This is a genomic window from Papillibacter cinnamivorans DSM 12816, from assembly GCF_900176335.1.
Classification (GTDB): Bacteria; Bacillota; Clostridia; order Oscillospirales; family Oscillospiraceae; genus Papillibacter; species Papillibacter cinnamivorans.
Genome location: NZ_FWXW01000002.1, coordinates 307,264 through 325,257 on the forward strand (window position 1 = coordinate 307,264; position 17,994 = coordinate 325,257).

Genomic DNA, 17,994 nt, shown 5'->3' on the forward strand with positions numbered 1-17,994 from the left:
TTATTTGACCCCCTTGCTCAATTCCTGATTCATGCGCTTGATTTTAGCCTGATACTCTTCCCAGTCTTTCCGGGACAGCCATTTGTCCCTGTTGATATAAAAGCCGAGAGAAAGGGTCAGGACCGATCCAACCCACGCGATAAACACCCATGCGAAGGACGGGTGAAATCCAAGAAGCGTAAACGTTGGTGCCGAACCTCGGAACATGGAGGAATAGTATCCCACCAGTCCGAAACTTACTACCCAAAGCACAAACCAGGAAAGAATGGGGTAAACCATGAATGATTTATCCAGTTTGCCGTTGAGTCTTGCCCCTGTGATCAGATACAGCAGCATCATGACAAGAGAAACAAAGATCCCCTGGTACCAGTAGCCATACCACGCCATAAGAGTCACGGCTACCCAAAGAATTCCGGTGACCACCACAAAGATTCCGTTTTTGTTTGAAGATCCAGTCATGTTAACCCTCCCCAAATTGTATGTAGTGCCTTTAGCCGCTCTAGAAAAATATGATGTCTCTCAACCCTCCTCACGCCCGGATTGTGCCTGGGCCTCTGCACATTTCACGGCGATTTTCAAGTTCTCTCCGAATTGTTCGGTAAAATGGATAGCGTAAGTATACCTCCCTGCCTCGATTTTGTGAAATACTTATAATTCATAATCTATAACCAGTGGCTATAATTACAATTTGGTCATTGATTTTTGCTTAAGCTGTGCTATACTGAAAAAAAGCACACCAAACGGATGACGGAAAATACTCAGAATCAGGTTGGCGAAAGCGTGAAAAAAACAACCATCTGCGCAAGACTAATATAATTAAGGGGATACTTGGATGCCGAGACATTTTTCATCTGAAGAAAAAGAGATCATCCGGGATAAGCTCCTGGATGCGGGCATGTATTTGTTCACCAAATACGGAGTTGGAAAAACAACAATTGAAGATGTTACGAAAGAGGCCGGCGTTGGAAAAGGTACGTTTTATTTGTTCTACGGCTCAAAAGGAGCTTTTTATCTGGACTTGTATGAACGGGAGTGGAAAATACTCAATGAAAAGATGGAGGAGCTGTTTCTGTATAAGAAAGGCAACTTATCCGATCTGTTGTTGGAATATATATTTGAGAACAGGCGGCACTTACTGGAACACCCGATTCTGTCAAAAGCTTATGACCCTTCAACCGTATCTTCTATTTTTGATCAGGCCGGCCACGAAAGGCTGCGGGAATTTAAACGTCTGAGCAGTGAAAAACTCTGCCGTATTATTGACAGCTGGATTTCGGCAAACGATCTGATTTGTCCGATCAATACGAAAGTGGTTGCCGCAATGATGAGAAGCCTTAGCTTCTTGAATTACCATCGGATGGAAATCGGGGAGGATATTTTGGATGAAGTAGTCAGAAGATTTGCTGACAGCATTGCATTGATGGTGAAAGAAGCAACAATCGCTGGATCTGAATAAAAGGTTGTGATTCTTTGGATATTAAGCAGCTAACATATTTTGTTGAAATAGCGAAAGAAAAGAGTTTCACCAAGGCGGCCGCTAATTGCTACATATCTCAGCCTGCGCTCAGCAAATCCATCAGACAGCTGGAGGAAGAACTGAATACCAAATTGTTTATCAGAGACTATCCCACCTTTGAGCTGACCCAGGAAGGCGAGATTTTACTTGCCGATGCCATAGATATCATCGATACTTTCAATAATATTAAGGCGAGAATCAAAATGATTCGGACAAAGGTGGAGCATCCCATTAAATTCGCAGTATCGCCGCTTTGCGGGAACGCGTGTTTCGGCAATATAATCGCGAAGTTCTGCGAATTGAATCCTGGCATACCCATCGATTATTATGAGACGGACAGGATCGCAAGCCAAAGTTTCATGAAGGAAATGGATATTTCTATAGTATTGCTGCCTCAGAAGATTACTGAGCTTTCAAAAGATCATCTCGTTACGGACATTGCTTCGTGCAATCTCGTCGGATTGGTATCCGGTCAGTACGAATCGGAAAAAATGAAAAAACTGAGTCTGAAATCCTTCTTGGAGGAAACCGTCGTCACTTCGGAAGACGTTCTGCACATCATATATGCGAATGAGTTGAACCTGATCGGGAAAAAGCATATTTTTTCGTCTTATAACGCTGATTATGTGCAGAAAATGATTTTACAGAAAGAAGGCTTTATCGTTCTGCCTGATTTCATTGCGCGTTCAATGGCCGCCGATCCTTTATACAGGCTCGTTCCGCTCGAATATGATATTTTATGCAGGCTTGTTTTAGTCACAAAAAGAAATGCCAGATACAGTCAGGTAATGGAACGGATTCAAAATTACATTTTAAGTGAGTTTGCCTTAAAATATAAAAGTACATAAAAGCAACGTATGTTGCATTGACTGTTTCCTGCTGCTGAAAGAAAAAGGATGGGATGCGGTTTACCCGCATCCCATCCTTTTTCTTTACATTTTAACCGATGTTACCTGGCGCACTTTTCTTCCGTGTACTTTTTGATCGCTTCGGTAAGCTTGGGAACGACGACGTTCACGTCGCCCACGATGCCCACGTCGGCCACGTCGAAGATCGGCGCGGTGTTGTTCTTGTTGATGGCGATGATAAGGTCGGAACCCTCCATGCCGGCAAGATGCTGGATGGCGCCGGAAATGCCGCAGGCAAGATAGAGGTTGGGCCGCACGGTCTTGCCGGTCTGCCCTACCTGACGCTCCTTGCCGATCCAGCCGGCGTCCACGTTGGCGCGGGAGGAAGAAATCTCCCCGCCCAGCACGTCCGCCAGGTCCTTGAGCATCTCAAACTTGTCGGCCTTGCCGATTCCGCGGCCGCCGGAAATCAGGATCTTGCACTCGGTGATGTCGGTGGCCTTCTTTGCGGCCTTGACCACCTTGCGGATCTTCACATTCATGTCCTCGGCGGCAAAGGGTACCGTAAACTTCGTGACCTTGCCCTTGACCTTGGTGTCCATGGGGCAGCTCTGCATCACGCCCGGCCGGACGGTGGCCATCTGGGGCCGGAAATCGGGGCACACGATGGTGGCCATGATGTTTCCGCCGAAAGCGGGGCGGGTCATGAGAAGGTTCTTGGTCTCCGGGTCGATGGCAAGCCCTGTGCAGTCGGCGGTAAGTCCCGTGTGGATCCGGGCCGACACTCTGGGCGCCAAGTCCCGCCCGATGGCGGTGGCGCCGTACAGCACGATCTCGGGATCAAATTCATGAATCACGGCCGCGATCGCTTTGGCGTAAGGCTCGGTGACGTATTCGGCAAGCATTTTGTCGTCCACGAGGATCACTTCGTCCGCCCCGTAGGCGACGAGACGCTCGGCCTGTCCCTCCACCTTGTGGCCCAGGAGGATCGCAACCACTTTTTCGCCCAAAGTATTTGCCAGCTCCCTGGCTTTGCCGATCAGCTCAAAGGAGACCTTCTGGATCTCGCCGTCCCTCTGCTCGGCAAACACAAATACGTTTTTACTCATTTTCGTCGCCCTCCAGCCTATATAATGAATTTCTCTGCCAGCTTGGTCATGATGATGTTGACGGCTTCGTCCGCCCCAACCTCATACTTGCTGCCAGCGCCCTTCGCCTGCTTGGTGAAGGACTTCTTGACCTTTGTGGGAGAGCCGGCAAGGCCGACGTTTGCCATATCGATGGTGTCTTTGATCGTATCCAGGCTCCACACCTGGACCGTCTTTTCCCTGTAGGCGTCGAAGATCCCGCCCACGGACATGTACCGGGGAGGATTGAGCTCCGCCAGGGTGGTGATCAGGCAGGGATATTTCACCTCTACGATGTGATACCTGTCTTCAAACTGCCTTTTGAGCACGATCTTCTTGTTCGTGACCTCTTCGATGCCCTCCACATAACTCACCTGGGGGATTCCCAGATGCTCGGCGATCTGGGGACCCACCTGAGCGGTGTCTCCGTCGATGGCCTGACGCCCTGCGATTACAAGGTCGAAGTCCAGTTTCTTCAGGGCCGCGGCAATGGTGGAAGAGGTTGCCCAGGTGTCCGCGCCGGCAAAAGCCCGGTCGGTGAGCAGAATCGCCTCGTCGGCGCCCATGGCCAGGGCTTCCCGCAGGGCAACGTCCGCCTGGGGCGGGCCCATGGAAAGGATGGTGACCATTCCGCCCACCTGATCCTTAATCCGAAGCGCCGCTTCGATTCCCGCCTTGTCGTCGGGATTGATGATGCTGGGAACGCCGTCCCGGATGAGAGTACCCGTTACCGGATCCAGTTTGACCTCGGTCGTATCGGGGACCTGTTTGACACATACGACTATTTTCATATCGTTTTTTACCTCCAAGCGCATCGCACAAATTTGTATGAGCTTCCGCAGTATGGAAGCCTCCGGTTGCCGCGGCTTTTCAGCGGACCGGTTCCGGGGTTCAGTTCACCTTCAGGAAGCCGGAAATAACCATTCTCTGCACTTCGCTGGTGCCCTCGTAAATCTCGGTGATCTTGGCGTCCCGCATCATGCGCTCCAGAGGATATTCCCGCGTGTATCCGTATCCGCCCAGAAGCTGGACGGCTCTGCGGGTCACGTCGCTGGCCATTTCCGCGCAGTACAGCTTCGCCATGGCGGCAAGGTGCCCGTAGGGCTCCTTGTCCTGCTTGGCGCAGGCGGCCTTGTATACCAGCATCTGACCGGCCTGGGCCTTAGTGTACATGTCGGCCAGCTGGAACTGGGTGTTCTGGAACTGGGAAATCCTCTTCCCGAACTGCTTGCGCTCCTTGACGTACTTGACGGCCTCGTCGATGGCTCCCTCTGCGATGCCCAGCGCCTGGGCCGCGATGCCGATCCGGCCGCCGTCCAGCGTCTTCATGGCGATGCCGAAGCCCTGTCCCTCTTTGCCGATGAGGTTCTCCTTGGGGATAACGCAGTTTTCAAAGATGAGCTCGCAGGTGGAAGAGCCGCGGATGCCCATCTTCTTTTCCTTCTTGCCCACGGTGAAGCCCGGGGTGTCCTTTTCCACGATGAAGGCGGAAATTCCCTTGGTCCCCTTGGACTTGTCGGTCATTGCGATGATGATATAGACATCGGCGTAACCGGAATTTGTGATGAATATCTTGGTTCCGTTGAGGATATACTTGTCGCCGTCCAGGACCGCCTTGGTCTGCTGCATGGAGGCGTCCGTGCCCGCGTTGGGCTCGGTGAGTCCGAAAGCGCCCAGTTTCTCGCCCTTGAGCAGAGAGGGGAGGTACTTTTTCTTCTGCTCCTCGGTGCCGAACTCATAGATGGGCGCGCAGCACAGCGACACGTGAGCCGACAGGACGACGCCGGTGGTGGCGCAGACCTTGGAAATCTCTTCGATGGCCATGGCGTACGACAGATAGTCTCCGCCCTGGCCGCCGTATTCCTTCGGGAAAGGAAGGCCCAAAAAGCCGTACCGGGCCAGTTTCGGGACCGTCTCCACAGGGAAACGCTCCTCCTCGTCCAGTTCCTCCGCCAGAGGTTTTACTTCCTTCTCGGCAAATTCCCTGTACATCTCCTGTAAAAGAAGATGCTCGCGCGAAAGCTTGAAATCCATAACATTTCCCTCCAAATTTACTTTGAATAATCGTAGAAGCCCTTGCCGCTCTTTTTGCCCAGGATTCCGCCTCTGACCATCTTCCGGAGCAGCGGGTGCGCAGCGTATCTGGGATCACCGGTTTCACTGTAGATCGTGTCCAGAACGTGCAGAACGATATCCAACCCGACAAAATCTGCCAGGGTCAGAGGGCCCATGGGATGGTTCGCGCCCAGCATCATCGCTTTGTCGATGTCTGCCACCGAGGCGGTTCCCTGCGCGTACAGCGCGATTGCTTCGTTTATCATCGGAATGAGGATCCGGTTGACCACAAAGGCGGGAGCCTCCTGTACTTCCACAGGCTCCTTTCCGATATAGGAGGACAGATCGTAAACCTTTTTGAAGGTCTCGTCCGTGGTGTGCGCTCCCCGGATCACTTCGATGAGCTTCATCACCGTGGCGGGATTAAAGAAGTGCATTCCGATAAACCGATCGGGCCGTTTGGTAGCCGAGGCGATTTCCGTGATGGAGATGGAGGAGGTGTTGGATGCGAAAATGGTTTCCGGCTTGCAGATGCCGTCCAGCTCCTTAAAGAGGGATTTCTTGACATCCAGGACTTCCAGGACGGCTTCCACCACCAGGTCCACATCCGCCGCAGCCTTCAGGTCGGTGGTGAAGGTGATGTGTTTCAGGACGCCGGTTCTTGCCTCTTCCGTCATCCTGCCCTTTTCCACCAGCTTCGCCATGCCTTTTTCCAGCTTGTCCTTGGCTCTGACAAGAATCTCGTCGGAAATGTCGCGGACCGTAACGTCCAGGTCCTTCTTTGCGAAGACCTGTGCGATGTCAAGTCCCATAGTGCCGGCGCCTACAACGAGTATTTTTTTCATAATGCCCTCCTGTTATCTGTTCTTGAATCCGTTGAGCTTTCTCTTCTCAACGAATGCCTGCATTGCGTCCTTCTGATCCTCGGTGGCAAAGCACAGGGCGACCGCTTCCGCTTCGTATGCAAGACCCGTCTTGATGTCGCACTGCATGCCCCTGTTGGCCGCGGCCTTGCACTGGCGGACCGCCACCTGGGCGTTTGCCGCGATGGCCTTTGCAAGCTCCATGGCTGTGTTCATGAGTTCCTCGGCGGGGACCACTTTGCTAACCAGGCCGATCTCCAGCGCTTCCTGTGCGCCGATAATCCGGCAGGTCCACATGAGTTCCTTGGCCTTTGCCAATCCCACGATCCGAGGAAGCCTCTGGGTTCCGCCGAAGCCCGGAGTAATGCCCAGGCCTGCCTCCGGCTGCCCGAACTTGGCCTTTTCGCTGGCGATCCGGATGTCGCAGCACATGGCAAGCTCGCATCCGCCGCCCAGAGCGAAACCGTTCACCGCCGCGATGACGGGCTTGCCCATATCCTCAAGCCTTGTGAGGATCCTCTGTCCCTCCGTAATAAATACTTTTGCCGGGGCCACCGACAGATCCTTCATCATGGCGATGTCGGCGCCGGCGATGAACGATTTTCCTCCGCCGGTCACGATGACGACATAGATTTCCTCATCCTGCTCGATGGTGTTAAGGGCGGCGTCCAGGTCCTTAAGAACGTCGGCGTTGATGGCATTGAGCGCCTCCGGGCGGTTCATAGTGAGAATTCCGATGTTTCCCTGTTTTTCCAGATTGACGTACATTTGTAATCCTCCCTTTACTGATTTGGATTATATGATAAATGGTAATCCATGCGCTGATTGAATAAAATCCGCCTTTTTACCGGCCGTAAAAACTGAACACGCTCATGTGATTGTTAATTTTTTAACTAATTCATTCCATTGAAAACCGCACCAAATAATCAGGTACGGCGAATAGTTCTCTGTTCCGTTTTTTATCCATTTCACACACTCTAAAAACCCAAACCCGGCTTTCTGCAGGCGCGGACATGCTGCGCCCTTTATAAAAACAGTATACATCCTTACCCCCCCGGAATCAAGCATTTTGTTTTTAGTAAAATACACGAAATATGGGCTGTCGTTTTTACCGATTCATACATTTGAGGTCGTTTCTCCCGACTTTTTTGTTTATATTCTGCTTTCAGTTCATGATTGTCAATCAAAACATGAATCGGAGGCGGACCTGCCGTCTCCGATTCGTCATGTTTCCATTTGCGGCGCCATGCGCCGGTATGCGTTTTGCAGCCTTCCGCCGTGCGGATTTTCCGATGCCTTCCCCTATTTGTTTTTAAAAGGCTCGGGCTTCCTTTTTTCCAGAAAAGCTCCCATGGCGTTTTTCTGATCCTCGGAGGAATAGCACAGGGCCAGCGCCGAAATCTCCAATTCAATTCCGCTCTGAAGATCGCACTGGGCTCCCCGGCGAATCACCGTCTTGTCTAAACGTACCGGAACCTGAGGTTTTGATGCGATGGTCCGGGCAAGGCCCAGGGCGGCCTCCATCAGTTCCTCATGGGGCACCACCCGGTTCACGAGCCCGATCGCCAGCGCTTCTCCCGCGTCCAGCACAGTTCCGGTCCAGATGAGCTCCATGGCTTTGGGCATTCCCACGATCCGCTGCAGCCGCTGGGTTCCTCCCGCGGCCGGAGTGATCCCGAAATTGACTTCCGGTTGGCCCAGCTTGGCTTTATCGCTGGCGATCCGGATATCGCAGCTCATGGCCAGCTCGCAGCCGCCCCCCAGAGCGACGCCGTTGACTGCCGCGATCACCGGCTGCGGCAGACTCTCCAGTCTCGAAAAGACCCGGTTGGCCTCAAAGGAAAATTCTCTGGCTTCCAGAACGGTCCAGTCCTTCATGGACGACAGGTCCCCTCCCGCCGCGAACGCCCTTCCGGCTCCCGTGAGAATAACGGCGTAGATGGTCTCGTCCGTCTCCAGCGCCGAGATGGCGGCGTCCAGATCCCGGGTGACCTCCGGACTGATGGTGTTGAGCGCTTCGGGACGGTTGAGTGTCAGGATCCCTATGTTCCCCTGCTTTTCCAGTTTTACAAACATACGTTGCCCTCCCTGAATTTAAAATGATGCTTTCCTTTTCGTTTTCCGCACGAGTGTAATTACACTCGTGTATATACACATTTATAAGTATACATCATTTTTCCTTGAGTGCAAGAGTCATTTTGAATGAAAAACGGTTTTTCCGGAATGTCCGGAAAAACCGCTGTTTATACTATTATCCAATGCAGGATTAAAAAAGACAGTATGGTTGTCGAAAAAGCCTCGCAGAATTTTGCCGCCGGAGCGGCGAAATAAAATCGGATTATTTTCGGGCGCGGCATGTACGTGCCCGAAAATACTTCTCAGGCTGCAAGCATCGAACCGTCCGCCTATGGCGGACGGCGAGGCGTGCGGCAGACTGCAAGCCCTTTTGTCGAAAAGGCGGAACGCCTTTTCGACAAGCTCAAGACGTATGGTTGTCCTCCGCCGATGGCGGGGGACAACCATACGGTTCCACTTGTTGTATCAGCATTTTTATTGAAGTCTGCTATTGAGCATATGCGCAAAGCTTCTAGAACAGGGAAACGAGCCAGCTGGCAAAGGGTATGTATGCAATGGGAAGAAAAATGGCGGGCAGCATATTCCCCACCCGGATCCTGTTCTTCCCGATTCCCAGCATGTTCAGGCCGATCCCGATGATGATGGCTCCCCCCACCGCCGACATTTCCGTCACCACGCTCTCGCTGAGCAGCGGCCCCACCCAGCCCGCCAGCAGCGTCAGAGCGCCCTGGTAAATGAGAATGGGAAGGGCGGAAAAGGCAACGCCGATCCCCATGGCGGCCGCGAAAGTGATGGAAGTGACTCCGTCGATCACTCCCTTGGAGATGATGATGCTGTAATTGTGGTTGATACCCGCCTCCAGGCTCCCCATCACCGCCATGGAACCCACGCAGAAAAGGACGGATGCGGTCACAAACCCCTCGGTAAACCGGCTGTTTTCCCCCCGCCCGGCCAGTCTGCTCCTCAAGAATTCCCCGATGCCGTCCAGCCGGTCTTCGATCCGGGCGGCTTCCCCGATGAGGGTCCCCAGCACCATGCAGATAATTACCGTGAGGATGTTCTCCGTTCGGATCGCGCTGATGATGCCGATGGTGATGACGCAAAGGCCCAGTCCCATTACCAGGCTGGAGGAAAACCGTTCGTGGATCCTGTTTTTGAACAGAATCCCGATCAGGCTGCCGGCCAGTACCAGCACGGCGTTGATAACGGTGGCAATCATGGTAAGGCTCCGTAAGCCTGCCCGGCGGGTTGGGAGCGTGTCTCCCGGCGCCGTGCGCGGCTGCCGCTTTTCCGGCATTCGGCTTGCCGATTTTCTGTCCGCTCCGCTGCCGGACGCATCGCGTTTTGCTCCTCGCCTCCATGGTTCGTCGGAGTACGCAGAAAAACGCCCGGCGGCGTCTTTTTAGGTCGAAATTCCATGAGGGAAAAGAGAATTAGCATTATCATACATGTTTTGTCCCGGCTTGTAAAGAGTCCGCGCCGCCTTCCCCGCTGCCCGGCGCTTCCCTCTCCCGGGTTTCCTGCGGCTCCTTCTTTACAGGCTCCGTTTCCCTGTGCTATGATAGGCCTGATTCATATCCCCCGCCGGAGCGGCCCGCCGCTTCCCGGGGCATCGACAGGCCGGGTGAGCATAATGCGAATGCGGAAAAAGAAAAATCTGATCCCCCGTATGGATAAATGCCGGCATCTGCTGGCGGAAGCCCCCGCGGAGCACAAGGGTTCCTGGCGGGACCTTCTCCGCCCCGGGTGCCAGCTTCGCTTGGAGCTGGGCTGCGGCAAGGGCCGCTTCACCGTGGCTTCCGCCGAGGCCGAACCCGGCGTGCTTTTTATCGCCGTGGAAAAGGTGGCCGACGCCATGATCATCGCCATGGAGCGGGCAAAGGAGGCGGGGCTGGAGAACGTCCGTTTTATCCACGGAGATGTCTCTCTCCTGCCCGAGATCTTCGCCCCCGGCGAGGTGGACCTCATTTATATCAATTTCTGCGATCCCTGGCCCTCCAGCCGGCACATCCGGCGGCGCCTGACCTCGGAGGGCTTTCTGCAAAGCTATCGGAAGGTCCTGCGGCCCGGCGGTTCCCTGCGCTTTAAAACCGACAACCGGCCCCTCTTCGAGTTTTCTCTGTCCCAGCTGCCAAAAAACGGCTTTGCCCTTGCGGATGTTTCCTATCATCTTCACGAAAAAGGTCCCGCGGAGATTATGACCGATTACGAGGCGAAGTTTTACGAGCAGGGGCTCCCCATATGCCGCTGCTCGGCGGTGATGGAACCGATGCCGCCGGATCCCGGGCGAACGGAGCTCTCCTCTCCCGGTCTCTGAACGGTTTCCCGGCGCCGCCCGCTGAAATAGAATCCGCGTTTTGCGGCACAATAGGCCCGGGAGGGTTGCAGTTTGGATATCCGCTTCGACGGGGTATATTACGAGCCTGCCGCGCTTACCTATGAGCTTGGACGAATCTTGAGAAAAAAGTACGCGGATCTTCCCTGGACAGAGATCGCAAGCCACAACCGCATTCCGGAGTTCAGCGCTCTGGGCAACAAGGAATTTCCCAGGCTCAAGCGGCACCTTGTCGTCGGAGTGCGCAAGACCCATAAATACGTGCCCAACCGAAAGGTGTCCGACTGGCTGGTGCCCTACACCTCCTCCGGCTGCTATGCCATGTGTCTCTATTGTTATCTGGTGTGCAACTACAACAAGTGCTCCTATCTCCGCCTGTTCGTCAACCGGGAGGAGATGCTGGACCGGCTTTTGCAGAAAGACGCCGGCGCTCCGGCGCCCCAGACCTTTGAAATCGGCAGCAACAGCGACCTGGTGCTGGAAAACGCGGTCACGGGGAACCTCCCCTGGACCATTGAACGCTTTGCTCGGGAAGGCCGGGGCCGCCTTACCTTTCCCACGAAGTTCGAAATGGTGCAGCCGCTGCTGGATATAAACCACGGGGGAAAGACCGTCTTCCGAATGAGCGTGAACCCGCCGGAGATCATACGCCGGATCGAGATCGGCACCTCGCCCCTGGACGCCCGTATCCGCGCCCTTAATACGATGTGCGCGGCGGGATACCCCGTGGGCCTTCTGCTGGCCCCGGTCATCCTTCTGCCGGACTGGAAAAGGCTTTACGGGGATCTCATCGATACCCTGGCGGACTCTCTGGACGCCGGGGTGAAACGCCGCGGGTTCATCGAAATTATCCTCATGACCTACAGTTACGTCCAGAACGCCATCAACACGGAGGCCTTCCCCGGGGCCCTCCAGCCCTACGATCCCGCCCTCATGACGGGGCGCGGCCGGGGCAAATACTGCTATCGTCCCGAGGTCCGCCGGGAGGCCGAGGCCTTTCTTCGGGAAAAGCTGGCCCGGAGCCTGGGGGAAATGCCCGTCCTGTATATCGCCTAGCCGGGCGGCCTACGCGCACGGTCTCCGTTTTTTTCTTGCGGTTTCCGCCCCCTGTAAAAAAAACCCCCGCCGCCTTTCGGCGGCGAGGCTCTGGCTGTCAAGGAAGTCATCCTGCCCTTTTCGCCACGGGCGAAAAGCTTTTTCGGATTTTGTGTTGCGATCCGTGACCAAAATCCGAAAAAATTTAATCTCAATGCCTTGCGGGAATTCACTTCCCGCAAGGCATACTTTGCACGCCTTCGCAAAAGCGCGGTTCTTCCCCCGTACCCGTCGGAAAACAGAGTTTCCGACGACTCAAAAACCCCCGCCGCCTTTTGGCGGCAGGGGGTTTAAATTCACGCGGTCAGCTTGCTTTTTGCGGTTTCCACCAGGGCGGTGAAAGCGGCTTTATCGTTGACGGCCATCTCGGCCAGCATTTTCCGGTTGATGGAAATGTCCGCGAGCTTGAGCCCGTGCATCAGCCTGGAATAGTTGATTCCGTTGATCTTCGCCGCGGCGTTGATCCGGGTGATCCACAGCTGGCGGAAATCGCGCTTTTTCAGGCGGCGGCCCGTATACGCATAGGTGAGAGACTTCATAACCGCCTGGTTGGCCATTTTAAAATGCCTGGACTTGGCTCCCCAATATCCTTTGGCTAATCCGATAATCTTTTTTCTTCTCTTGCGCGACATCATCGCGCCCTTCACTCTTGCCATGATTGCAGCCTCCTATTTGTTGTAGCGGTTCATTCTCATTTGTAAGGGATCATGCGCTTTATGGCGGCCACGTTGGTGACGTCCGCATAGGTAGCCGTACGGAGGCCTCTCTTGCGCTTGGTGTCTTTCTTGGTCAGTATATGGCTTTTATACGCTTTGGCCCGTTTTACCTTCCCGGTTTTGGTCAGGTTAAATCTCTTTTTTGCCCCGCTGTGTGTTTTGATCTTGATCTTAGGCATGGTGGTGTTACTCCTTCCGTATATTGCGCTCGTCTGTTGCAGAAATCACTGCGGTTTGGCAGCCTTGGGCGACAGGAACATGGTCATGTGCCGCCCGTCAAGCTTCGGGTTCTTGTCCACGGCGGCCACCTCTTTGCACTGTTCCGCAAAGCGCAGAAGCAGCTGCTCCCCTATGTTGGTGTGGGCCATCTCACGGCCCCGGAACCGGACGGCCACCTTCACTCTGTCGCCCTCGGTCAAAAACTTCTGCGCCATCTTCAGTTTGACGTTGAAATCGTTGATGTCGATGCCCGGCGACATGCGAACTTCCTTGACCTCCACAATACGCTGGTTCTTTTTCGCCTCTTTATCCCGCTTGGCCTGTTCAAAGCGAAATTTCCCGTAATCCATGATCTTGCATACGGGAGGATTGGCATTGGGCGAAATCTTGACCAGGTCCAGATTTTTCTCAATGGCAATTTCCATGGCGGCCCTGACGGACATAATCCCCAGCTGCTGCCCGTCCGTGCCGATCAGGCGGATCTCCTTATCGCGGATGTCTTCGTTGATTTGATGACCTAAATTGCTAATTCTAAAACACCTCCACTGCTGCAAAACGCGGATACCGTTTAGGCACCCGCGTAAAATAACTGGCGAAAAACCGAATTTTTCGGTTTCTTCTTCCATGTTAACCCACACACTGTAAGTGCCAGGTGAGGACGGGGCCACCGATCCTGCTTTGTTGTACGAAAGGATTATATCAGCCCTGTCTGCTCCTGTCAATCATTTTTCTGATGAAAATCTTCTCTCCCACTGTTAAATCCGGCTCTTTTCTGGTAGAATACACATGGTAGAGGCTACTTTGGTGGGAGGCGCCGTTTATGGCAAAGAAAATCGTGGCTCCGGTTGTGATTACGGTTCTTCTGGTGGTATATTTCATCTTTTGGCTCTGGCTGTGCGTCACGATGCCGGGCATCCCCCTGGCTTTGAAAATCATCGGGGCCGTCATCCCCTGCGCTCTCATCGGCGTGTCTGTTTTTGTTCTCATGGAGCGAATCAAAGAAGTAAGGAGCGGTGAAGAAGATGATCTTGGTAAATACTGATTACATCACGGGAAAAGAGCTTGAAATGCTGGGTCTCGTCAAGGGCAGCACCATTCAGTCGAAGAACATCGGCCGCGATATCACTCAGGGCTTCAAAACCCTGGTGGGCGGAGAACTGAAGGCCTACAACGAAATGATGAACGAAGCCCGCGCCATCGCCACCAAGAGGATGGTCGCGGAGGCGGAGGAACTGAAAGCCGACGCCGTGGTCAACATCCGGTACGCCTCCGCCGCCATCATGCAGGGCGCGGCGGAAGTCATCGCCTACGGCACGGCGGTAAAATTTAAATAAACGCAAGTCCGGCCCGATATCGCCGCTCCGCCCGGAGCGGCGATATTTTTACTGTATTCGGGCTTGACACTTTCGTGTTCCATCGTTACAATTATTATTATGATTTATTATTTGTAAGGAGATGTTGCCGTGAAAACCGTCGTACTTTCCGGGGAAAAGGAGCTGCGGATCTTTTCTCTGCCCCTGCGGCAGCGCATTTTGCGGGAGATGAGCAGGCTGGGGACCCCGGTTACCGCGAAGGAAATCGCCGACCGGCTGGGCATCACGCCCTCCTCCGCCCAGCACCATATGACGAAGCTCGCTTCCATCGGGCTTCTGGAACAGGACCACACTGAGCTGATCCACGGCATTCAGGCAAAATTCATGCGCCTCACAAATGTCACCGTAAGCATCGGCCAGCAGTATGCCGACGATCTCTCCTCTTCCCGGGATGCCGTAATGCGCAGGCTTCTCCTGGACGCTTACGACGGATACCTGAAAGCGGTGGAAAAAGCCCGCGCGCGGGGCATTTCGGAACAACCCGGCGCCGAAAAATATGCCGACGTTATGTCGTCCGTCGTCCACCTCACCGACGAGCAGGCAAACTCTCTCCGCGATTTGGTTTCCGATTATCTGAAAAACTGCGGTCGGGCGGGAGAGAACACCCACCCTTGGGAGGCGGCTTTCCTGTTCTACCGTATGGATCTCGTGGAAAGCGCGGGCGAAGGACAGGAAAATAAATGAATATGCACCGCTATACCGCTGTCCTTCTTCTTTCCTGGTTTTCTCAGGGGCTTCTGGTCCCCGTTCTGAGCCTGGTCTTTATGGAAAAAGGTCTTTCTCTGTCAAACCTTACCCTCGGCATCGGGGTCTATTCCGCGGTTGTGGTCCTCCTGGAGATCCCCACGGGCGTCGCGGCGGACCTGCTGGGCAAACGGAACATCTTTCTCCTGTCCCAGCTCACGGGAGCGGCCGCTTTTCTCCTGCTCCTCATGGGATCCGGCGTCCTTCGTATCCTCGCCGCCGCCGGACTCCTCGGCGCGGCAAGAGCTTTGTCCTCCGGCAGCTTTGAAGCTCTCGTGATCGAACGGTACCGGCAGGACGGCGGGCCGGACCGGCTTCCCTCGGCGATCCGCCTTTTATCAGTCTCCGAGTCGGTGGGGCTTTCCGCCGGTTCTCTCGCGGGGGGCCTTCTCCCTCTTTTTTCCCGCCGGTTCCCTGTATTCTCCGGCGCCTATGATCTGAACCTTCTTCTTCGGCTTCTCCTTTCCCTCGTGCTGGTCCTCCTGCTTCTGCTGCTCATCCCCCGGGATTTGCCTGCGGGCACCGAAAAAAGAACGCCGCTGGGAGCGCATCTGCGGCAAAGCACCTCCCTCCTTCGCGGCAGCATGCTTTTAAGGCGCATCCTACTGGCCGGGATGGGGATCGGCCTGGTCCTTTGCGTCCTGGAATCCTACTGGCAGCCGAAGTTTCTGGGCATGCTGGATACGCCGGAAGCCGAAACGTTCCTCCTTGGCGTTTTGTCTTTGCTCTATATGGCGTCCGTCGCCGGAGGAAACCTGCTTTCGGAAAAACTTGTGAGGAGCTCTCGGATCGGTTTCAAGTCCGTCTTCATCGGGGCCCGGCTGGCCATGCTCTCTTTTGTGGCCCTGGCCGCCGTATCCCTCCGGCCGCTGTCCTTTGCCCTGTGCTACTGTCTTCTCTATTTCTGCTTCGGCATATCCAATATCGCCGAGGGTACGATGATAAACGCCGCGGTGCCCGACGAAAATCGGGCCACCTTTCTCTCCCTTCAGTCCTTTGCCCTTCAGCTGGGAGCAATCGCCGCGGCATTCGGAAGCTCTTTGCTGGGCGTGCGGTCCGTCGGAACGCTCTGGCTCTTAGCGTCCGGAATGGCGCTGGTCCTGCTGCTTCCGTCCTTGAAAATCAGGCTCCCTTCCGCCCGGGAAAAAACCGGCGGTGCGGTGCCGCCGGTTCAGGAAAAAACCTCGGGCTGAGCGAATCGCTCAGCCCGAGGTTTTAGTTATCGTGTAAAGTACATTTTCCTTACAGTCCCAGCTCGCTCTTCAATTTGGCAAGCTCGTCATCCACGGCGCTGGGTCCCTGGGAGGCATACTTCTCCTCCAAGGCCTTGGCCTCATCCACCGGCGCTGTGTTCAGCTCGGACATGGCGTTGGCCTCGTCCAGCATCCGGTTGGCCTTCTCCTCCATGCGGCCGAAAGCATTCATGGCGCTCTCGGTCTTGCCAACGGAAGCGGAGGCCTGGTTGAGGGTCTGCTGGGTCTTGGCGACGGCCACCTTGGCGTGGATCATCGCTCTGCGGGCCTTCAGCGACTCGATATCCGCCACCAGCTTGTCGTGCATCTGGCGCATCTTCAGCGCGTTTTCATGGGCGGTGGCGTAGGCCGTCATCAGGCCGGCGCCCGCGTTTTCCAGCTCCTGTTTCTTGGCGATGAACGTCCGGGCGTCTCCGTCGTTTTTGGCCAGCAGCGCCTTTTTCGCAAGCTCGGCGTACCGGGCTACCTCCGCGTGGTTTTCGTCCACCAGGCGCTTTGTGCGGGTTTCTTCCGCCATCACTCCCGCCGTGCTCTGCTTCACCTCGGCCAGATCCTCCATCATGTCCCGGAGATACTGGTCGATCATTTTCGACGGGTCTTCCATTTTATCCAACACGGCGTTGATGTTCGCTTTGATGATGTCGTTGAACCTGTCCAGAATTGCCATTACATTTCCTCCTTTGTGTTATTCCCTGTCTCTTTCGTCGTCTTCATATTTTTTTGCGGCTTCTTCCGCCTCCGTGTCCCCGAATTTTTCCAGGGGCGTATTGAGCATGTCCTCCGTCTGTTTTGCCTCCAGGTTCTTCTGCTTCACCCGGTGCCTCCACCAGACGAAGAGAACGATCACCACCGCGGCCACGCCCAGAACGATGAGCACCGGGATCCACGGGGATGTGGTCACGGTCATGATCCGGTCCGCCGTGTCCGAGAAAACCTTGCTGAACATCTCGGAATCCGACAGACTCCCGTAGTAATACCGGTCCACATAGTCCAGCAGAATGTCCGCCGCTTCCTGGTCGATTACGGTCTTGGCCTGGGTGCCGCAGATGTACCAGTCCATATACTGGCTGTTGCTGTTGTATTCAAAAAACACCAGCAGGATATGCGCCTCGTCTGTGAACAGCTGGTCGTACAGTCCCTCGGCAAAGCTTTGCAGCTCCGCGGACGTAGGGGAATGAGAGCCGTTCACCGTGTCGGTGATATACAGGTAAGGCTGCACGCCGGTCTCCTGATAAAAGTGCTTCATTCCGTTTAAAAGTGTGGTCTTGTTGTCGATCCAGCCCAGCTCGTCCGTATAATACCCGGTCTCGTTCACCGATCCTGCCGGCAGGGGTTCCCGCGCGATGGTGGACGCAGTGATTCCGGAGCTGCCGGAGCTTGAAAAGCCCGTCCCGGACGAAAACCCGATGATCAGCGCAAACACGACCGCGATAATGATAACCGCCGCGATCGCCGTGCCGCATCCGCAGCCGCCGGGGCCGCCGTAGTATCGCCTGCGAGGCCAACCGAAAACCGGTCCGAAAAAGATCGGCCCCCGAAACCCGCCTCCGAAACCGCCCGGTCCCGGTCCCGGACCGCCGAAACCGCCGGGGCCGCCCATGGAACCGCCGCCGCGCCCGGTGCCGAAACCGCCGGTGCGGCCGCCGCCGCTCCGGTTTCCGCCGAAGGATCCGCCGCCGCTTCTGCCGCCGAAACCGCCCCCGAAGCTGCCGCCTCCGAAACCGCCGCCTCCGAAGCCGCCGCCTCCGCCGCCTCCGCCTCTGCCCATTGCCTA

At 55.2% G+C, this 17,994-nt stretch carries 22 protein-coding genes; 9 read left to right on the forward strand and 13 right to left on the reverse strand.

Annotated elements, in window-relative coordinates; translation table 11 throughout:
- Entirely contained in the window at positions 1 to 459 is a 459-nt protein-coding gene (locus B9A13_RS04290) for a hypothetical protein (RefSeq protein WP_084233817.1), read from the reverse strand.
- A 373-nt stretch (positions 460 to 832) separates the two neighbouring features.
- Here B9A13_RS04290 and B9A13_RS04295 point away from each other — a divergent pair, with 373 nt between their 5' ends.
- Together B9A13_RS04295 and B9A13_RS04300 are read left to right on the forward strand one after the other, a co-directional pair.
- Complete coding sequence (locus B9A13_RS04295; protein WP_084233818.1) at positions 833 to 1,456, forward strand: TetR/AcrR family transcriptional regulator; 624 nt, start codon at positions 833 to 835, stop codon at positions 1,454 to 1,456.
- Positions 1,457 to 1,470: 14 nt separating this feature from the next.
- The gene (locus tag B9A13_RS04300) at positions 1,471 to 2,364 is read left to right on the forward strand and encodes a LysR family transcriptional regulator (RefSeq protein ID WP_084233819.1); all 894 of its coding nucleotides are present in this window, start codon (positions 1,471 to 1,473) and stop codon (positions 2,362 to 2,364) included.
- Positions 2,365 to 2,465: 101 nt separating this feature from the next.
- On the opposite strand, the gene B9A13_RS04305 is transcribed toward B9A13_RS04300, so the two are convergent.
- The 6 genes from B9A13_RS04305 to B9A13_RS04330 all read right to left on the reverse strand — a co-directional run bounded on the left by B9A13_RS04305 (position 2,466) and on the right by B9A13_RS04330 (position 8,485).
- Positions 2,466 to 3,473: an electron transfer flavoprotein subunit alpha/FixB family protein gene (locus B9A13_RS04305; RefSeq protein ID WP_084233820.1), complete on the reverse strand. Its 1,008-nt coding sequence runs from the start codon at positions 3,471 to 3,473 to the stop codon at positions 2,466 to 2,468.
- 17 nt (positions 3,474 to 3,490) lie between these two features.
- A complete protein-coding gene (locus B9A13_RS04310; protein ID WP_084233939.1) occupies positions 3,491 to 4,282 on the reverse strand; it encodes an electron transfer flavoprotein subunit beta/FixA family protein in 792 nt (263 codons plus the stop codon).
- A 100-nt stretch (positions 4,283 to 4,382) separates the two neighbouring features.
- A complete protein-coding gene (locus B9A13_RS04315; protein ID WP_084233821.1) occupies positions 4,383 to 5,525 on the reverse strand; it encodes an acyl-CoA dehydrogenase in 1,143 nt (380 codons plus the stop codon).
- A 17-nt stretch (positions 5,526 to 5,542) separates the two neighbouring features.
- A complete protein-coding gene (locus tag B9A13_RS04320) occupies positions 5,543 to 6,391 on the reverse strand; it encodes a 3-hydroxyacyl-CoA dehydrogenase family protein (protein WP_084233822.1) in 849 nt (282 codons plus the stop codon).
- A 12-nt stretch (positions 6,392 to 6,403) separates the two neighbouring features.
- Complete coding sequence (locus B9A13_RS04325; RefSeq protein ID WP_084233823.1) at positions 6,404 to 7,177, reverse strand: short-chain-enoyl-CoA hydratase; 774 nt, start codon at positions 7,175 to 7,177, stop codon at positions 6,404 to 6,406.
- 534 nt (positions 7,178 to 7,711) lie between these two features.
- Positions 7,712 to 8,485, reverse strand: coding sequence for an enoyl-CoA hydratase-related protein (locus B9A13_RS04330; RefSeq protein WP_084233824.1), 774 nt, complete (start codon positions 8,483 to 8,485; stop codon positions 7,712 to 7,714).
- A 126-nt stretch (positions 8,486 to 8,611) separates the two neighbouring features.
- Here B9A13_RS04330 and B9A13_RS14560 point away from each other — a divergent pair, with 126 nt between their 5' ends.
- Positions 8,612 to 8,740 carry a hypothetical protein gene (locus B9A13_RS14560; RefSeq protein WP_278308997.1) on the forward strand — a complete coding sequence of 43 codons (129 nt, stop codon included), beginning with the start codon at positions 8,612 to 8,614 and terminating at the stop codon, positions 8,738 to 8,740.
- 256 nt (positions 8,741 to 8,996) lie between these two features.
- Here B9A13_RS14560 and B9A13_RS04335 read toward each other — a convergent pair whose 3' ends face one another.
- Positions 8,997 to 9,704: a DUF554 domain-containing protein gene (locus B9A13_RS04335; protein WP_084233825.1), complete on the reverse strand. Its 708-nt coding sequence runs from the start codon at positions 9,702 to 9,704 to the stop codon at positions 8,997 to 8,999.
- A gap of 420 nt (positions 9,705 to 10,124) precedes the next feature.
- On the opposite strand from B9A13_RS04335, the gene trmB reads away from it, so the two are divergent.
- Entirely contained in the window at positions 10,125 to 10,802 is a 678-nt protein-coding gene (gene trmB, locus B9A13_RS04340) for a tRNA (guanosine(46)-N7)-methyltransferase TrmB (RefSeq protein WP_084233826.1), read from the forward strand.
- Positions 10,803 to 10,880: 78 nt separating this feature from the next.
- Positions 10,881 to 11,876: an SPL family radical SAM protein gene (locus B9A13_RS04345; protein WP_084233940.1), complete on the forward strand. Its 996-nt coding sequence runs from the start codon at positions 10,881 to 10,883 to the stop codon at positions 11,874 to 11,876.
- A 335-nt stretch (positions 11,877 to 12,211) separates the two neighbouring features.
- On the opposite strand, the gene rplT is transcribed toward B9A13_RS04345, so the two are convergent.
- From rplT to infC, 3 genes are read right to left on the reverse strand one after another with little or no spacing between them, the layout of a single operon-like run.
- Complete coding sequence (gene rplT / locus B9A13_RS04350) at positions 12,212 to 12,571, reverse strand: 50S ribosomal protein L20 (RefSeq protein WP_084233827.1); 360 nt, start codon at positions 12,569 to 12,571, stop codon at positions 12,212 to 12,214.
- 35 nt (positions 12,572 to 12,606) lie between these two features.
- A complete protein-coding gene (gene rpmI / locus B9A13_RS04355) occupies positions 12,607 to 12,810 on the reverse strand; it encodes a 50S ribosomal protein L35 (protein ID WP_084233828.1) in 204 nt (67 codons plus the stop codon).
- A 45-nt stretch (positions 12,811 to 12,855) separates the two neighbouring features.
- Positions 12,856 to 13,404: a translation initiation factor IF-3 gene (gene infC, locus B9A13_RS04360; RefSeq protein WP_242942771.1), complete on the reverse strand. Its 549-nt coding sequence runs from the start codon at positions 13,402 to 13,404 to the stop codon at positions 12,856 to 12,858.
- Positions 13,405 to 13,670: 266 nt separating this feature from the next.
- Here infC and B9A13_RS04365 point away from each other — a divergent pair, with 266 nt between their 5' ends.
- From B9A13_RS04365 to B9A13_RS04380, 4 genes are all read left to right on the forward strand, one after another.
- A complete protein-coding gene (locus B9A13_RS04365; RefSeq protein ID WP_084233830.1) occupies positions 13,671 to 13,892 on the forward strand; it encodes a hypothetical protein in 222 nt (73 codons plus the stop codon).
- Complete coding sequence (locus B9A13_RS04370) at positions 13,873 to 14,184, forward strand: YbjQ family protein (protein ID WP_084233831.1); 312 nt, start codon at positions 13,873 to 13,875, stop codon at positions 14,182 to 14,184. Before B9A13_RS04365 ends, B9A13_RS04370 begins: the two co-directional genes overlap by 20 nt.
- A 129-nt stretch (positions 14,185 to 14,313) precedes the next feature.
- Positions 14,314 to 14,907 (forward strand): helix-turn-helix domain-containing protein, encoded by a 594-nt coding sequence (locus tag B9A13_RS04375; RefSeq protein WP_084233832.1) that lies wholly within the window; start codon positions 14,314 to 14,316, stop codon positions 14,905 to 14,907.
- A gap of 2 nt (positions 14,908 to 14,909) precedes the next feature.
- A complete protein-coding gene (locus B9A13_RS04380; protein WP_159448020.1) occupies positions 14,910 to 16,160 on the forward strand; it encodes an MFS transporter in 1,251 nt (416 codons plus the stop codon).
- 49 nt (positions 16,161 to 16,209) lie between these two features.
- Here B9A13_RS04380 and B9A13_RS04385 read toward each other — a convergent pair whose 3' ends face one another.
- Both B9A13_RS04385 and B9A13_RS04390 read right to left on the reverse strand, forming a co-directional pair.
- Positions 16,210 to 16,887: a PspA/IM30 family protein gene (locus B9A13_RS04385; protein ID WP_084233834.1), complete on the reverse strand. Its 678-nt coding sequence runs from the start codon at positions 16,885 to 16,887 to the stop codon at positions 16,210 to 16,212.
- An 18-nt stretch (positions 16,888 to 16,905) separates the two neighbouring features.
- Positions 16,906 to 17,988 carry a hypothetical protein gene (locus tag B9A13_RS04390; protein WP_242942772.1) on the reverse strand — a complete coding sequence of 361 codons (1,083 nt, stop codon included), beginning with the start codon at positions 17,986 to 17,988 and terminating at the stop codon, positions 16,906 to 16,908.
- Between the last annotated feature and the right edge of the window lie 6 nt (positions 17,989 to 17,994).

Bases quoted from the DNA above. Each gene is read 5' to 3' on its own strand.
- B9A13_RS04290 (WP_084233817.1), bottom strand. From the start codon at position 459: ATGACTGGATCTTCAAACAAAAACGGAATCTTTGTGGTGGTCACCGGA.
- B9A13_RS04295 (WP_084233818.1), top strand. From the start codon at position 833: ATGCCGAGACATTTTTCATCTGAAGAAAAAGAGATCATCCGGGATAAG.
- B9A13_RS04305 (WP_084233820.1), bottom strand. From the start codon at position 3,473: ATGAGTAAAAACGTATTTGTGTTTGCCGAGCAGAGGGACGGCGAGATC.
- B9A13_RS04310 (WP_084233939.1), bottom strand. From the start codon at position 4,282: ATGAAAATAGTCGTATGTGTCAAACAGGTCCCCGATACGACCGAGGTC.
- B9A13_RS04315 (WP_084233821.1), bottom strand. From the start codon at position 5,525: ATGGATTTCAAGCTTTCGCGCGAGCATCTTCTTTTACAGGAGATGTAC.
- B9A13_RS04320 (WP_084233822.1), bottom strand. From the start codon at position 6,391: ATGAAAAAAATACTCGTTGTAGGCGCCGGCACTATGGGACTTGACATC.
- B9A13_RS04325 (WP_084233823.1), bottom strand. From the start codon at position 7,177: ATGTACGTCAATCTGGAAAAACAGGGAAACATCGGAATTCTCACTATG.
- B9A13_RS04330 (WP_084233824.1), bottom strand. From the start codon at position 8,485: ATGTTTGTAAAACTGGAAAAGCAGGGGAACATAGGGATCCTGACACTC.
- B9A13_RS14560 (WP_278308997.1), top strand. From the start codon at position 8,612: ATGAAAAACGGTTTTTCCGGAATGTCCGGAAAAACCGCTGTTTATACT.
- B9A13_RS04335 (WP_084233825.1), bottom strand. From the start codon at position 9,704: ATGATTGCCACCGTTATCAACGCCGTGCTGGTACTGGCCGGCAGCCTG.
- trmB (WP_084233826.1), top strand. From the start codon at position 10,125: ATGCGGAAAAAGAAAAATCTGATCCCCCGTATGGATAAATGCCGGCAT.
- rplT (WP_084233827.1), bottom strand. From the start codon at position 12,571: ATGGCAAGAGTGAAGGGCGCGATGATGTCGCGCAAGAGAAGAAAAAAG.
- rpmI (WP_084233828.1), bottom strand. From the start codon at position 12,810: ATGCCTAAGATCAAGATCAAAACACACAGCGGGGCAAAAAAGAGATTT.
- B9A13_RS04365 (WP_084233830.1), top strand. From the start codon at position 13,671: ATGGCAAAGAAAATCGTGGCTCCGGTTGTGATTACGGTTCTTCTGGTG.
- B9A13_RS04370 (WP_084233831.1), top strand. From the start codon at position 13,873: ATGATCTTGGTAAATACTGATTACATCACGGGAAAAGAGCTTGAAATG.
- B9A13_RS04380 (WP_159448020.1), top strand. From the start codon at position 14,910: ATGCACCGCTATACCGCTGTCCTTCTTCTTTCCTGGTTTTCTCAGGGG.
- B9A13_RS04385 (WP_084233834.1), bottom strand. From the start codon at position 16,887: ATGGCAATTCTGGACAGGTTCAACGACATCATCAAAGCGAACATCAAC.
- B9A13_RS04390 (WP_242942772.1), bottom strand. From the start codon at position 17,988: ATGGGCAGAGGCGGAGGCGGCGGAGGCGGCGGCTTCGGAGGCGGCGGT.